The organism is Photorhabdus khanii NC19 (genome assembly GCF_000517265.1).
Classification (GTDB): domain Bacteria; phylum Pseudomonadota; class Gammaproteobacteria; order Enterobacterales; family Enterobacteriaceae; genus Photorhabdus; species Photorhabdus khanii.
Window position 1 is genome coordinate 580852 of sequence record NZ_AYSJ01000014.1, and the last position, 14560, is coordinate 595411.

Genomic DNA, 14560 nt, shown 5'->3' on the forward strand with positions numbered 1-14560 from the left:
TTGTCTCCTATAACCAAATTAAATTTGGTAAGAAATTTTTGTCATTGAGTAATAGTTAAATTGCTCTGGTTTGTTTTTCGTTTTTAACCTTCTGGAGCAGATCCATCATTTGCAGACGGCTGTCACTGGCAACTTTACGGGCTTCGAGCTCAATGCCACGTTCATCCAATTTTTTGAAGGCCGCAATATCGGTTTCATCAACGGATATCGCGTTGTTAATCTGAGTTTTTCCCTGACGGAATGCCATGCCACCGATGTTTATAGATGTGATGTCAACACCATCCTCGACCAGACGTAAAACATCTGTTGGATTTGTAAATAGCAACATAACACGCTCGTTAGCGTATTTGGGGTTGTTATAAACGCGAACACATTTGGCAACGTCAACAACGTGAGCACTGAGTCCCGGTGGAGCAACCTGTTTTAGCAGGGTGGCGCGGACAGTATCGGCAGCAACTTCATCACTGACGACAATGATCCGTTTGACATTGGTTTCTTTTGTCCAACGAGTCGCAACCTGACCATGAATAAGACGGTCATCAATCCGGGCCAGGGCTATTTTCATATGACCACCCGCTGAGGGGGTAGATGAAGGTATAGTAGGCGCTACCGGTTTAGCCGGTTCGGCTTTTTGGGGCTCTTCCGTTTTCAGGGCCCGAATACCTTCTTTTCCTGTTTCCAGAGCAACAGAAACCAGTTCTGTCAGAGATGGGCCGTCATCCCGGCACATAAAGGTTTCAACCAACATCGGAACGTTAACCCCGGTGATGATCTCATAATTTTCTTTATCTACAGCGATACGGTTAGCTGCATTGAATGGACTTCCTCCCCATGTATCAACAAGGAACAGCACACCTTGTTCTGTGTTAAGTGCTGCAAGTTTACTGTTGTATTTTTCAAATAAAGTGTCGGCATTTTCACCAGGAACGAAGTCAATATAAGAAACATTTTCCTGTTCCCCAATTAACATCTCTGCGGTACGAAGCAGTTGTTCTGCCGCAGCGCCATGTGTGCCAATCATAATGGCTATACTCACCTGTTTTCCCCTCTGTTAACAATATAAACGTAGGATTATTACAAAGTTATTCCAATAATTTTGATGAATCATTCCTCCAATAAAAAGCATGTTTGTACGAATAATAACCTTTTATCAATGTGATACCTGAATATTTGACTTGATTTAGACTTTATCTCTTATTGACTGAAAAAATAGGCTGCTAGATTACCATCAGAAATACCTGAGGAAAATTGCTGTCAGTCAGAAAAAATGAAATAGATGAAAATGTTAACCACAAAACAATTTAATAAGCTAAATATTGTGAAATTAATTTATAATTATCTTAAATACTCATATTTGTGGTTATTTATTCTGTTTCCGGTGACATCTTATTAATTAAAATTTAAAAATATATTCATCTTTTTCGATCGAAAAGTGATCATTGTGGGTTTTGGCTAAAAAATATCCCTACCCCAAGGTAGGGATATCAGATTATTGACAAAGTGCTGGTTTTTTACCCGGCACTTTGCTTTCATTAAACATATTAATCCCAAGACCGTGGCTAAATGGAAAAAATGGGCATCAGTAAATGGGGTCCGACTGGGTAACCGCAGGTTAAAAATGCCTGTGATGTGTTATTTCAAATGCAGTTACATCACAAGCTTTACCTTTCACACTGGGATCTGGCACGCAAATACAGCACATTGTGCCAGCCGAGCTTTCTCAGGTATGTGTCCTTAGCAAAAGAAGCTAACTAATGGTTATATAAATTAAAATAAAAATAACTTATTTGTCTATTAAAAAATTAACGGATCCTTACGTTCACCCATTATTGGAGGCTAATTATGGAGTTAGAAAGTATAACTGCCGTTCAATCAGGTCGACCTATTACATGTCATGCATGGTTGTTCTGGTTAAGGAAGTTCACCGGGAGCATATCCAACAGCGTACTAGTAGTGATGGGCTCATTATTCATGAGCGTGGTATTCATGCCAACTGCTGATGCATCCAACACGCGGGTTTTTTCGTTGCAAGAAGCAACCATCAAACAGATGCAGCAAGCGATGGAGGCTGGTGCGTTGTCAAGTGTCGAATTGACGACAATGTACCTGAACCGAGTATATGCCTATGATCTCAATGGTATAAAACTGAACTCCATTCCTGTCTTAAATCCAAGCGTGCTTGAGGAGGCTGCGGAGGCAGACCGTCTGCGGTCTGAGGGCATTATACTCGGACCTCTTCATGGGATCCCTTACACTGTTAAGGATAGCTATATGGTTGCTGGTCTCACCGTAGCTGCGGGATCGCCCGCCTTCAAAAAGCTGATGGCAAAAGATGATGCTTTCATGGTTAAAAAGATTCGGGAGTCTGGTGGAGTACTCATCGGAAAGACAAACATGCCTCCGATGGCAGCCGGTGGCATGCAGCGAGGTGTTTATGGTCGTGCGGAAAGTCCCTACAACGCCGACTATCTTACGGCCGCATGGTCTTCCGGTTCATCGAACGGTTCGGCGACTGCAACGGCTGCAAATTTTGCGGCCTTCGGTATGGGGGAGGAAACTGTGTCGTCTGGTCGTTCACCTGCGTCTAATAATGCTCTGGTGGCCTATACTCCTTCACGTGGATTGATCTCAATCCGAGGCAATTGGCCTCTGTACCCTATACGTGATGTGGTTGTCCCGCATACACGTACTGTTGAGGATATGCTTCAAGTCCTGGATGTGGTAGTGGTTGATGATCCGATCACAGAGGGAGACCTCTGGCGTCATCAGAAGGTTGTCAAACTACCTGCTGTGACTTCAGCACGCCCTAAAACCTATCTTGAACTCAGGGACACAAATTCGCTGAAGGGACGAAGAGTTGGCGTTCCAAAGATGTACATTGGCAAAGATTTTGGTGGAAGTGATCCCGTTCGCGTCAGGCCGTCTATCATTGAACTTTGGGATAAGGCTGCTGTAGACCTTCGTGCGCTTGGTGCTGACGTGATTGAAATCGATTTCCCACTCCAGAATAATTATGAGGGGGACCGTGTAGGTACTAGAACGATGGAAGAGCGCGGACTTATTCCGCTCGACTGGATGGAATTGGAGTTTAACTACATAAATTCCTATGTGGCGGAAGAGTTCCTTAAGAGTGTAGGAGACCCGAATTTCCCTTCTTGGACTAATATCGACCCGGCGACAGTATTTCCGAGCCCGCCAGGATCCGTCGATGCGTGTCGCGGATTTAATCAAAATTCAGATTATAAATTGCTCATCGATACAATCAAAGCTGGGGTCCAGCCCATAGAGAAACTACCGGGTTTTACGACTATGATCCGCGGCCTCGAAGAAACGCGAAAGATAGACCTTGAGAACTGGATGAAGGCGGAGAAGCTTGATCTCATTGTTTTTCCCGCAAACGGCAACATCGGTAAAGCTAACGCAGATGTCAATGATGTCTCGTACGACGAAGCATTGCAGAATGGTAACTTTTACTCGAACACCAACTATGTTCTCCGTCACTTGGGCATCCCAAGTGTTTCAGTGAGCATGGGGACCATGAAGGACACGGGTATTCCTGTTAACTTAACATTCATTGGACCAGCTTACAGCGACAACGATCTTCTTCGGTACGCATACGCTTATGAATTCGCCACCAATAACAGAACCATAGCAACCCGGGTTCCCCCATTGGCCGACGAAATACTGGACTACTCAGACGGAAAAACAGTACCACCGGTGCAACGTACAGATAAGCTGCCCCCGGCGTTAGTATTGAATGCATCTCTTGCTGGTACTACGCTTACAATTTCTGGTACGGCGAAGGACATAAGTAAAATTGCGACAACGCGTGTTTATGTTAATGGGATAAAGATACCATTTGATGGCGATTTGGTTAACTGGCAGGCGAAAGTTGACACCAAAAAATACTACAACATCAAAGCATTAGCTGCAAAAGCACTGTTCGTGGTTGTTATTTCTAAAGACGAATATGGTAATACGGCCGTGGCAACTAAAAGTATCAAGTTGCCGGTAAGCGAGAGTAAAGCGGCAGTACAGATCGGCGACTGGACTACGCCATCATCTGTATGTCCGTCAGCAGTCATACCTGCGTGTATACCTGGCGACGCCCCACAACATATTGGTTAAACAGGCGGATAATTGACTTTTGGTTCTTGGACATAAGGGACTTTTTATGGCTTATAGTTATCTGCTAGTGTCGTGGGGGTCCTCGGCCCACTTCTAGCTGCTGGGCACCAACTGCTTCAGGGTGGTCACATTGTTCGCGTAATTGCGGCTGCATCACTCCAAGAGGAAATTAATGCCGTTGAGTATTGTTCCGACAGGTTAGTACCTGTTGCGATGCTTTCTCCTCATATCGCAATCAGGCCGATTCCTGGGATACCGCCTATCATCCCTACCCTAAGGTAGGGATATTTTGATGGCAGAAGGATTTACTGATCAAAAAACAGGTTATTTATTTGATTAATCACACTGAACTTTAATCGCCAGACCACCACGGGATGTTTCACGATATTTAGCGTTCATGTCTTTGCCTGTTTCGTACATAGTTTCAATGACTTTATCGAGAGAAACACGTGGTTCACTGGTACGACGCAAAGCCATGCGGGAAGAGTTGATTGCTTTTACTGAAGCAATGGCATTTCGTTCAATACAAGGCACCTGTACCTGGCCTGCAACCGGGTCACAGGTAAGGCCGAGATTATGTTCCATGCCGATTTCAGCGGCAATACAGACCTGTTCAGCACTACCACCAAGCAGTTCAGCAAGGCCAGCTGCTGCCATTGAACAGGCAACACCCACTTCCCCTTGGCAACCCACTTCAGCTCCAGATATAGAGGCGTTCATTTTATACAGAATGCCGATAGCGCCGGATGCCAGGAAATAGCGGATATACAGCTCTGGTGTTACAGGCTCAATGCAATGGTTGTAATAAGCGAGTACGGCAGGAACAATGCCACAAGCGCCATTGGTTGGTGCGGTAACAACACGCCCACCCGCGGCATTTTCTTCATTGACTGCCAAGGCGAACATGTTCACCAGATCCACGACATTCATTGGATCATTAGACAGGTTGTTTGATGAGGTCAGCATACGATGTAATGCCGCTGCACGGCGTGGTACACGCAATGGGCCAGGCAAAACGCCTTCTGTGTTCAGACCACGCTCAATACAAGCCTGCATGGTATCCCAGACATCAGCAAAATAAGCGTTAATTTCTTCTTTACTGTGGAGATCCAGTTCGTTTTTCATCATCAAACCGGAGATAGATAGCCCGGTTTTATTACAATTCATCAGCAGTTCTTTTGCTGAATTGAATGGATATGAAACAGGTTTGATATCCTGAGAGGGTTTACCAAAATGCTCTTCATCAACAATAAAACCACCACCAATTGAGTAGTAGGTTTTGCTATAAACTTCTTTGTCTCCCGCGAATGCATGAATTTGCATACCGTTTTCATGTAACGATAGGTTATCACTACGGAAAACCATGCCGCTGTCACGTGGGAAATCGACTTCATGTAAGCCATTGGCCAGCTTAATACGCTGAGTTTGCTCTACATCACGAATAAAACCGGGGATTGAATCAATATCAACGGTCGCTGGCAAATTACCTGCCAGGCCCATGATAATGGCTATATCCGTATGATGACCTTTGCCGGTTAATGAGAGTGAGCCGTAAACATCAACGGCTACACGCGTGATAGAAGGCATTAAGCCCTGGTTTACCAGATCGTCGACAAACTGTTTGCCGGCTTTCATCGGGCCAACTGTATGAGAACTAGATGGGCCAATACCGACCTTAAACATGTCGAAAACGCTAATCACGCCAGACTCCTTAAAAAAGATAGAGATATAGTTATATATATTGGGGTACGCTACTTTACTGTGATTTAGTAGTGTTGATAAGTGAGTTTACAGTTTTTTTTGAATTATGATAGCAACTGTGACAAAAATGGATGAAAAAAACACAGGGTGATTATTTCTCATGATTTGGATCAAACCTGAACCTGTTGAGCTAATTGATAAATGATAGCCGCTGTCAGGCCCCAGATAAGTCGCCCCTGATACCAGTGAAAATAGATGCGATATTGCTGACCACGGCGGTTAACATCAAGATAATGATAACTTGAAAGAGAAAGCGCTTCAGATAAAGGGATTTCGAATATACTGGAAACTTCTGTCGGGTTGCTGTGGAAAGACAACTCTGGGGCTAATAACCCAACAATGGGTGTCACCAGATAACCGCTCATGCTGTCTAAGGGCATGAGTTGCCCCAAAACTTTAACTTTCTGATGGGGGATGTTGACTTCTTCTGCTGCTTCCCGCAGTGCTGTAGCAATGATTGATTTGTCTTCGGGATCTGCAACCCCACCGGGAAAGGCTACTTGACCGGCGTGTGATCGTAATGTGGTGGCGCGCTGGGTCAGTAATAGCGTTGGTTTCGGCTTGCAGATGATCGGTAATAACACCGCAGCATGGCGGGTGTTATTTGCAAGCCGTTTAGGGGGTGATGGAATCTGTAACTGAAATCTGTTAATGAAATCAGATAATGGCATCATATCGATTTTATTTTTCCCAGTTGCGGTAAAATATGATTCAACTTATCAAATGTTTCCTGATACTCGTTTTCAGCAATACTGTCGGCAACAATTCCGCCACCTGCCCAGCAATATATTTTTTCTTTCTCGGTCAAGAGGGTACGAATAGTAATATTACTGTCCATCGTGCCACAAAAGCTAATATAGCCAATTGAACCACAATATCCATGCCGGCGATGAGGCTCAAGCTCTTCTATTATTTCCATTGCTCTGATTTTAGGAGCACCGGTAATAGAACCGCCTGGAAAACAGGCGCGCAGTAAGTCCGTGGCATGTTGTTCATTTGGTAGTACTGCGGTAATTGTGCTGACCAGATGGTGAACGGCAGGGAATGGTTCAACGACAAATAATTCAGGAACTTTAACTGATCCCGGTGTGGCTACCCGGCCAATATCATTACGTAATAAGTCGACAATCATCAGGTTTTCGGCCCGGTCTTTTTTTGATGCCGCCAGTTTTTCAGCTTGTAATGTATCCTTTTCTGTGTCGTTTAAGCGCGGTAATGTTCCTTTGATTGGCCGAGTCTGAATTTGCTTATTTTCCAGGAGTAGGAAGCGTTCAGGAGAGACACTAATGACACTGTTTTCTGGTAAACGAATAAAGGCAGAAAAAGGTGCGCGATTGCTCTTATTCAGTTTGATGAATGCTTGCCATTCATCTCCCCGGTAATCAGCGCAAAATCGCTGTGCCAGATTGACTTGATAACAATCGCCGTCTAATAGATAGTCATGAATACAGCTAATCTTTTCATTATATTGCTCTGCACTCATATTTGACTGCCATTCGCTGGTCAGTGTAAAAGCCGTTTTTGGCGAAGCCTGGTGGGATATAAGCCAGTTCAGGCGTGTATCAGCATCACTGTAGCTAAATAGAGTCACCTCTTTTTTATGATGATCAACAATCAGCGCCCAGTCATAAATACCTATTGCCATATCTGGAAATGACAACTCATTTTTGGCTTGTGACGGTAATTTTTCGATACAACGTCCAAGATCATATCCCCAGAGACCCAGTGCACCACCCTGAAATGGCAAATCAGGATCAAACTTTGCTGTAATATTTAACTTTTCCAGTTGTTTTTTTAGCAGATAGAAGGGATCTTCCTCAGTAATATAAGTATCACCACGTTCATTTATTACGGTTGATTTTTCATGACTGAGCAGGGTTATTAATGGTTCTGCAACCAGAATATCAAACCGGTTATGGGGATGGTTTGCAGAACCAGAATGGAGCAGCATTGCCCAAGGCTGGTTTGAAATCGGCGCGAAATAGTTGATGGCTGCGTCTGATTGATAAGGTAATTGTCGTTTTTGCAGTGAAGTACTCATTATGGTGTTGGTTTTAACCGTTGTAATGCAAGAGTTGGCATTGATTTTCATCCCCAGAGATTAACATAGAAATCCACTCCTTACCTGAGATAAAAATCGCTATACTCTTCGGCGTCGATCAGTTTATTTAGAGGTTATTATCATGTTTTCAAGTATGCCAACCTTATCTCATGAGGAACAGCAATTGGCAGTGGAGAAAATTCAGAAATTAATGGCTGAGGGAATGAGCAGTGGAGAAGCCATTGGGTTGGTTGCTCAAGAGCTTCGTGAACAGCATCGCACAAAAGGGCAGGTTAATGTGATGTTTGATGATGAGAAATGAACATAATTAAATTATTTATTTAACAATAATCACACATTTATTTCACCTGGCATGTTAGGTTAGCTCCATATTTAATCTCTTATTTTGAGATATTAACAGGAGGTAGTATGAAAGCATGTCATATCATGAATAGCGTTGGCCTATCAGGCGCTGCACTTTTGCTCGCTGTCTCATTTGCAGCATCTGCTGTGTCAGAGAGCAAACGTGTTGATAAATTTGTCTCTTGCGATAATTTAACAAAATCGCAAATTGCCGCTCAGGTAAAACGTGATTTTCTGCAAAATCGTATCAACCGTTGGTCAGAAGATAAAAAGCAGTTGGGGACATCTACACCTGTGGCGTGGGTAAATGAGGAAAATATCACTGGTGATAAAGCTATATTAAAAATTCCCCTTACTGTTCGTGGTTCTAAGCGTGACAAAGATTACCGTGTTGTTGTTGATTGTCAGCAAAATACGATTAGCTATAGTGAATTGAAATAACATTTTCTGATAGTTATTTCCAACCCGTCATTAGATGGACACCAGATTTGGTGTTAGCCAGTAAAGGAAATGTTATGTCAGAATTGAAAAAATTATATCCGGCCTGTGAAGCTTACCGTTCTGGTTATTTGGACACAGGTGATGGTCACCAAATCTATTGGGAATTATGTGGTAATCCTAACGGTAAGCCTGCGGTATTTATTCATGGCGGACCGGGCGGTGGTATTGCCTGTTATCATCGTCGGCTATTTGACCTTAAGAAATATCATGTCATGTTATTTGATCAGCGTGGCTGTGGGCGCTCAAAACCTCATGCCAGTCTGGAAAATAATACCACCTGGCATTTAGTTGAAGACATTGAGTGCTTGCGTCAATTAATGGGGGTGGAAAAATGGCTGGTATTTGGGGGCTCCTGGGGTTCTACTTTATCTTTAGTTTACGCCCAGACTCACCCCCAGCGAGTTTCTGAATTAATTCTTCGGGGAATTTTCTTGCTGAGGCCGCAGGAGTTGCACTGGTATTATCAGGATGGCGCTTCTAATTTTTTCCCCGACAAATGGCAACGCACGATATCTATTTTGTCGGAGGAAGAGCGAAGGGATATTATCGGAGCATATAATAAACGGCTGACCAGTGATGATCGTCAGGTTCAATTAGAAGCAGCTCGCCTCTGGAGTTTATGGGAAGGAGAGACGGTAACATTGCTTCCTTCAGATAGCGCAGAATCTTTCGCAGAAGATGAGTTTGCCTTGGCGTTTGCCCGAATTGAGAACCACTATTTTATCAATGAGGGTTTTATGAATGACGATCAGCAACTGTTGAATAACATTGATGTTATAAGGGATATTCCGGCAGTCATCATTCATGGTCGATATGATATGGCTTGCCGGGTGCAGAATGCCTGGGATCTGGCACAAGCATGGCCGGAAGCAGAGTTACACATCATTGAAGGTGCAGGACACTCATTTGATGAGCCGGGTATTTTACATCATCTGATTAGTGCAACGGATAAATTTGCAGAGCAATAATTTGGTATAACCACCGGTTATCCGGTGGTTGTCAATTCTTAATAGATGGTCAGCGGCCTTTCGGCTCATAAGGTAAACGGGAAAATTGTTTGGATAACTGGCGATAATGCACCAAACGTTGTTGAAAATACTCCCTAAGGTGTGTGGGTTGTTCCTGTTCGACTGTGTCAGGAAATATTGGCATATTGTAACGCTCTTTAAAAGCCACCCCCGATGCCGCCAAATCAACATTTACTTTATCCATACTCTCTGTAGAAAGCCCGGCCAGATTATGTCCCATAAGTGTCTCGCTGAATTGAAACTCTAATTCACAAAAAGATAAAGTTAATCCAGACTCGGTTTTCTGGCAAGGGCTGAATTGATTATTTTATAAATATAAATAATATTCATTATCATTAAATATAAAAATTTCTTAGTGAATGTTATTTTGTAAATAAAATTCATTTCCATTTAGATATATTAAATGAGATTCATTTCTGTTTGTGTTTTTTGAAAATATATTTTTATTTCAATGCCATACGCATATTTAATTTATTTTTGCTTATTGGGTTTTATTATTTTAATATAATTGGCATAATACAGGTAAATTAATAACTGGAGTGCCTATTATGTTAAATCAAGAAATGGTTAATAAATTAAATGAGCAGATGAATCTGGAGTTCTATTCTGCGAATTTATATCTGCAAATGAGTGCATGGTGCAGTGATAAAGGGTTAGCAGGTGCCGCCGCGTTTTTTAAATCACACTCTCAGGAAGAAATGCAGCATATGCATCGCTTGTTTGATTATTTGAGTGATACTGGTGCGATGCCACGTTTGGGGCAGATTGATGCGCCTTCGACTGATTATGAATCCATATCCCATGTACTTAAGAGAACTTATGAGCATGAGAAATTCATTACTGCTGAAATTAATAAACTCGCCCATTTGGCGATAACGGCGCAGGATTATTCTACTTTTAACTTCCTGCAATGGTATGTAGCAGAACAGCACGAAGAAGAGAAATTGTTCAAATCTATCCTTGATAAACTGGATATGGTTGGCGAGGATGGTAAGGCGCTCTTCTTCCTGGATAAGGATCTGAAAGCTCTGGCTGCTGCAAATCCTGTCTGACTGAATGGGATGAATTAACCGCAGTAGTCGACAATAGTTTTAGATATTTAAGGCTAATACTGCGGTTTTCCTTTATTTTTGCGCGATAGTTCACAAGACGAAATTCTCATTGTAAGTTATCGCGGATAAAATAATCCTTTTGATATAAGATGATATCAATTTATAGAAATTCATCTGAAAATTAAGAGGTCATTTATGGCTATCAGCAAAATTCACTCTTTTTGCCGAAAGTTATCTGCTTTAGTTGTCCTTTTTGTCGGCATGTCTTGCCAACAAGCTTTGGCCCATGCGCATTTAACAGAACAAATTCCAGCAGAAGATACGACAGTAGAAAATACACCACAGGTAATTACTTTGAGTTTTTCAGAAGGTATTGAGCTGAATTTCAGTAAAGTAAAAGTGACTGGCCCGGAAAATAAACTTATAAAAACGGGTAAACTGAAGCTTGATCCGGCAACCAATACAAAACTTATTCTTCCTGTCGAAGATAAGCTAGTGGCGGGTAAATATGATGTTGACTGGAGAGTAGTCTCTGTTGATGGGCATAAAACTAAAGGCGTTTATAGCTTTACAGTTAAGTAATTATGTCTCTGGCCGCGCTGTATATCCTTTGTCGCTTCACTCATTTCGTGGCAGTCATGTTGATGTTTGGTCTCAGCATATTTACTGCCATGCTGGTTCCCGATCGTTTATCTGTTCTGATTGATGCCCGTCTCCGTTTGGGGGTAATTATCAGCACGATTGGGGCACTCATAACGGCAATTGGCTGGTTGGCGATGCAAGCGGGGATAATGGGGGATGGTTGGCAAGATACTTATAATCTGGAAATCTGGCTAGCAGTACTGGGAACAACTTTTGGCAGAGTTTGGCAATGGCAAATACTGGTTTCAATAGTTGCTATAGGGTTATTGTTTATCAATAACCAAAAAACCAGAAATGTTACGATGTTAATTATCTCTGCCATTTTACTGTCTTGTCATGCTCTTATCGGCCATTCAGTAATACATGATGGGATGACAGGTGTTTTTCATCAGATTAATCAGGTCATTCACTTATTGAGTGTTGGATATTGGTTTGGTGGATTATGGCCGTTTTTGTTGTGCCTGCAACTTTTGCGTATAAAAAATGAATTGGCTGTAGGGCTGGATAAACAGATTATGATTTCTATGATGCGTTTTTCCACATATGGTCATATTGCAGTAATTCTTATTATTGTTACAGGCACCATAAGTAGCTTGATTTTGCTCCCTGATTGGCCGGAATATAGTGGCAGTGAATATCAATCAATGCTATGGCTAAAGATAGCGCTGGTGGCGGGTATGGTGGTGCTTGCATTAATGAATCGCTATATTTTGGTTCCTAAATTGAGGCAACCCGGCCGCTATCAATTGTTAGTTATCAATAGTTGGGTTGAAATTATGCTTGGAGCACTGGCTTTATTATGTGTTGCTGTTTTTGCTACTTACCAGCCGGTTTGATTTTCTTAATTCATCCCCCTGTTTCGGTGGGGGCTATTGGTGCAGTCTGTTTCTGACAATAGAATATAGCGAGAATACGGACTGCGTGCAGGAATCGGAGTGTATAGGTAGTGCGTGAGAATGAATCTGCTTTTTTCGTTCTTATATCTACATTGGTAACTATTATGAAACGTTTATTTTTATTGCTTCCCTTGTTTTCTTTCTCTTTTCAAAGTGTTGCTGCGCCTATTGAAACGGTGAGTAAGCTACAGTTTGGTGATAAATGGGCATTTACACGGGAAGAAGTGATGTTGGATTGCAGAGCAAATCGGGCTCTGTTTGTGATTAATCCAAGTACGTTAGTGCAATACCCATTGAATGATATAGCCACAGAGATGATGAGAATAGGGAAGGTGAATGCGAAGTCTTTGGATATTATTCTATTGAATGATAGCAAAAATCCGACTCAAAAAATGAGTATAGAGCTATTCCAGCAAGCAGCTTTAGCATTGTGTGATAAAAAATAATGCCATTGAGTTAAGCGGTAGCATGATGTCTGGCTATTTATTATCCAAAAAATTGGTAAAATGCCATATGTCAGCTACGCTTTAAACTGTAAGTTGTTTACGTCTCAATGACACTTTTAGCGCACGGCTCTTTAAGAGCCATTTTCCCTAGGCCGAGTAGAGGAGTCAACTCGGCCTTTTTTTGTCAAAAGTTTTTTGGACATCAGACCACCCTCATAACCCATGCATGTTTTTGTCTATCGTAATGTTTTCTGTATAGCAGAATGTGCTTATCGTCTAGTAAGGCGGGAATACTGGTATGTTCATCCCACCCATCCAGTTGCATACAAAGCTCGTGGTCAGAATTACAAGGAATGCTAATGGTAGTGTCATCTTCTTCGGTAGATGAAGACAGAATTGCATCATCAATTTCGTAGCTGGAAATTCTTAACTTTGTCTGATTCATGATGGTTCCTTAGCTTTTAGTTAACAGGTACGACCAGTAAGGCCATCATTTGAGAATAGATCAAATGACTGAAATTGCCAGTAATAATATTTTCCGTGCTGTATTATCGGTAGATGATATTGCTGTTATAATTATCTGTTCTAAAACTTAGTCTCGTCATATTGCTTTTTTCATCTTCGCTATTCTTTGACCTTTTCCACATTTAGTAGGAAATATTTATTTGGTGTGGTCGTAGGAGCTGAAAGTGTTAACGATAAAGTGGTAGTGCAATAATTCTACGGATAAATTGTTTGAATGTTTTGTTTTTTACTTCATGAAGCGTTAACTCTAAAATGAAAGAAACTAATGATTGGTACGGTTATCAGATAATTGATCTTTATAATTGCGGAATAATTCAGTCTGATTTTTATTGCGTAAGGGCATTGAGGTGCTTACAGTGAATCATATTCATACTGGCTACACTTTTGATAATGTTTTGGTAAGAGGTGTGATATCTCACTAGCCTTTACCTATGCTCAATAAATATAATAAAGAATATCTTATTAAAGACAGTAAAAAATTTACGTCAGTGTGACAGGCTGTTAACCTTATTGTTATGGGCATTTGATATTTTTTTGATACAAAAAAATAGAGATGCATTTTGTAAATTTCATCGGATAGGTCAATATGAATAAAAATGAGTTCTATCGGGAGCTTGCAGCGGACTTAAAAGCTCTGTTGTCTGGTGAGTTTGACTTAATAGCGACGTTCGCTAATGCCAGCGCATTGTTGTATGAACGCTTGCATGACGTTAACTGGGTCGGTTTTTACCTGATTGATGGTGATACGTTGGTTCTGGGACCATTTCAGGGAAAAGTTGCCTGTGTGAGAATACCTGTTGGCAAGGGGGTATGTGGAACTGCTGTATCAGAAAAGCGTATTCAGCGTGTTGATGATGTTCATGCATTCCCCGGTCATATTGCTTGTGATGCTGCCAGTAACGCTGAAATTGTGTTGCCATTAATCGTAAACGATAGAATCATTGGTGTATTGGATATTGATAGCACGATTCTTAATAGATTCGACGAAAAAGACGAATTTGGCTTACAAACCCTTATTGATGGGCTTTGTGCTCATTTAGAACAGTGCGTTGTGCCGAAATATGTTGAACTGAATGTAACTTAACATATGGATAACGTGGCATTTATCAGCAACGCTATTATAATGACGCCAGTTCATGCCTATGCTGGTTGGCAAAACCGTTGTAATCAGGAAATT

General features: G+C 41.8%; 15 protein-coding genes. 9 read left to right on the forward strand and 6 right to left on the reverse strand.

The genetic code is table 11. The features are described from left to right. Positions 1–55 precede the first annotated feature (55 nt). Positions 56–1036, reverse strand: a complete 981-nt coding sequence (manX, locus tag PTE_RS18085) for a PTS mannose transporter subunit IIAB (protein WP_036849407.1) — start codon at positions 1034–1036, stop codon at positions 56–58. A gap of 806 nt (positions 1037–1842) precedes the next feature. Here manX and PTE_RS18090 point away from each other — a divergent pair. Next, positions 1843–4128 (forward strand): amidase, encoded by a 2286-nt coding sequence (locus PTE_RS18090; protein ID WP_051477450.1) that lies wholly within the window; start codon positions 1843–1845, stop codon positions 4126–4128. A gap of 336 nt (positions 4129–4464) precedes the next feature. Here PTE_RS18090 and PTE_RS18095 read toward each other — a convergent pair whose 3' ends face one another. The 3 genes from PTE_RS18095 to pabB all read right to left on the reverse strand — a co-directional run bounded on the left by PTE_RS18095 (position 4465) and on the right by pabB (position 7930). Continuing rightward, positions 4465–5829 (reverse strand): L-serine ammonia-lyase, encoded by a 1365-nt coding sequence (locus PTE_RS18095; protein WP_036849409.1) that lies wholly within the window; start codon positions 5827–5829, stop codon positions 4465–4467. A gap of 170 nt (positions 5830–5999) precedes the next feature. Then, the gene (locus tag PTE_RS18100) at positions 6000–6563 is read right to left on the reverse strand and encodes a CoA pyrophosphatase (protein ID WP_036849411.1); all 564 of its coding nucleotides are present in this window, start codon (positions 6561–6563) and stop codon (positions 6000–6002) included. Beyond that, entirely contained in the window at positions 6560–7930 is a 1371-nt protein-coding gene (gene pabB / locus PTE_RS18105) for an aminodeoxychorismate synthase component 1 (RefSeq protein WP_036849612.1), read from the reverse strand. The genes PTE_RS18100 and pabB overlap by 4 nt, the downstream gene beginning before the upstream one ends. Positions 7931–8072: 142 nt before the next feature. On the opposite strand from pabB, the gene PTE_RS18110 reads away from it, so the two are divergent. The 3 genes from PTE_RS18110 (at position 8073) to pip (ending at position 9762) form a co-directional block, all read left to right on the forward strand. Beyond that, positions 8073–8252 (forward strand): YoaH family protein, encoded by a 180-nt coding sequence (locus PTE_RS18110; RefSeq protein ID WP_036849412.1) that lies wholly within the window; start codon positions 8073–8075, stop codon positions 8250–8252. Between the two features lie 107 nt (positions 8253–8359). Continuing rightward, the gene (gene yebF, locus PTE_RS18115; RefSeq protein WP_036849414.1) at positions 8360–8734 is read left to right on the forward strand and encodes a protein YebF; all 375 of its coding nucleotides are present in this window, start codon (positions 8360–8362) and stop codon (positions 8732–8734) included. 74 nt (positions 8735–8808) lie between these two features. Beyond that, entirely contained in the window at positions 8809–9762 is a 954-nt protein-coding gene (gene pip, locus PTE_RS18120) for a prolyl aminopeptidase (protein WP_036849417.1), read from the forward strand. A 49-nt stretch (positions 9763–9811) separates the two neighbouring features. On the opposite strand, the gene PTE_RS18125 is transcribed toward pip, so the two are convergent. Then, positions 9812–10042 (reverse strand): DNA polymerase III subunit theta, encoded by a 231-nt coding sequence (locus PTE_RS18125; protein WP_036849419.1) that lies wholly within the window; start codon positions 10040–10042, stop codon positions 9812–9814. 328 nt (positions 10043–10370) lie between these two features. Here PTE_RS18125 and ftnA point away from each other — a divergent pair, with 328 nt between their 5' ends. From ftnA to PTE_RS18145, 4 genes are all read left to right on the forward strand, one after another. After that, positions 10371–10874: a non-heme ferritin gene (gene ftnA, locus PTE_RS18130; protein WP_036849422.1), complete on the forward strand. Its 504-nt coding sequence runs from the start codon at positions 10371–10373 to the stop codon at positions 10872–10874. A 195-nt stretch (positions 10875–11069) separates the two neighbouring features. Continuing rightward, a complete protein-coding gene (yobA, locus tag PTE_RS18135; protein WP_036849423.1) occupies positions 11070–11456 on the forward strand; it encodes a CopC domain-containing protein YobA in 387 nt (128 codons plus the stop codon). A 2-nt stretch (positions 11457–11458) separates the two neighbouring features. Continuing rightward, positions 11459–12352: a copper homeostasis membrane protein CopD gene (copD, locus tag PTE_RS18140; protein WP_036849425.1), complete on the forward strand. Its 894-nt coding sequence runs from the start codon at positions 11459–11461 to the stop codon at positions 12350–12352. Positions 12353–12516: 164 nt separating this feature from the next. Continuing rightward, entirely contained in the window at positions 12517–12858 is a 342-nt protein-coding gene (locus PTE_RS18145) for a YebY family protein (protein WP_036849613.1), read from the forward strand. Positions 12859–13060: 202 nt separating this feature from the next. Here PTE_RS18145 and PTE_RS18150 read toward each other — a convergent pair whose 3' ends face one another. Continuing rightward, complete coding sequence (locus PTE_RS18150) at positions 13061–13303, reverse strand: DUF1480 family protein (protein ID WP_036849427.1); 243 nt, start codon at positions 13301–13303, stop codon at positions 13061–13063. A gap of 666 nt (positions 13304–13969) precedes the next feature. Here PTE_RS18150 and PTE_RS18155 point away from each other — a divergent pair. Continuing rightward, positions 13970–14467 (forward strand): GAF domain-containing protein, encoded by a 498-nt coding sequence (locus tag PTE_RS18155; RefSeq protein ID WP_036849429.1) that lies wholly within the window; start codon positions 13970–13972, stop codon positions 14465–14467. Positions 14468–14560: the final 93 nt, after the last annotated feature.

Excerpts from the sequence above, each read along its gene's own strand:
- yebF (WP_036849414.1), top strand. The coding sequence starts at position 8,360 with ATGAAAGCATGTCATATCATGAATAGCGTTGGCCTATCAGGCGCTGCA.
- pip (WP_036849417.1), top strand. The coding sequence starts at position 8,809 with ATGTCAGAATTGAAAAAATTATATCCGGCCTGTGAAGCTTACCGTTCT.
- ftnA (WP_036849422.1), top strand. The coding sequence starts at position 10,371 with ATGTTAAATCAAGAAATGGTTAATAAATTAAATGAGCAGATGAATCTG.
- PTE_RS18100 (WP_036849411.1), bottom strand. The coding sequence starts at position 6,563 with ATGATGCCATTATCTGATTTCATTAACAGATTTCAGTTACAGATTCCA.
- PTE_RS18125 (WP_036849419.1), bottom strand. The coding sequence starts at position 10,042 with ATGGGACATAATCTGGCCGGGCTTTCTACAGAGAGTATGGATAAAGTA.
- PTE_RS18090 (WP_051477450.1), top strand. The coding sequence starts at position 1,843 with ATGGAGTTAGAAAGTATAACTGCCGTTCAATCAGGTCGACCTATTACA.
- PTE_RS18110 (WP_036849412.1), top strand. The coding sequence starts at position 8,073 with ATGTTTTCAAGTATGCCAACCTTATCTCATGAGGAACAGCAATTGGCA.
- PTE_RS18145 (WP_036849613.1), top strand. The coding sequence starts at position 12,517 with ATGAAACGTTTATTTTTATTGCTTCCCTTGTTTTCTTTCTCTTTTCAA.
- PTE_RS18155 (WP_036849429.1), top strand. The coding sequence starts at position 13,970 with ATGAATAAAAATGAGTTCTATCGGGAGCTTGCAGCGGACTTAAAAGCT.
- copD (WP_036849425.1), top strand. The coding sequence starts at position 11,459 with ATGTCTCTGGCCGCGCTGTATATCCTTTGTCGCTTCACTCATTTCGTG.
- PTE_RS18150 (WP_036849427.1), bottom strand. The coding sequence starts at position 13,303 with ATGAATCAGACAAAGTTAAGAATTTCCAGCTACGAAATTGATGATGCA.
- yobA (WP_036849423.1), top strand. The coding sequence starts at position 11,070 with ATGGCTATCAGCAAAATTCACTCTTTTTGCCGAAAGTTATCTGCTTTA.
- pabB (WP_036849612.1), bottom strand. The coding sequence starts at position 7,930 with ATGAGTACTTCACTGCAAAAACGACAATTACCTTATCAATCAGACGCA.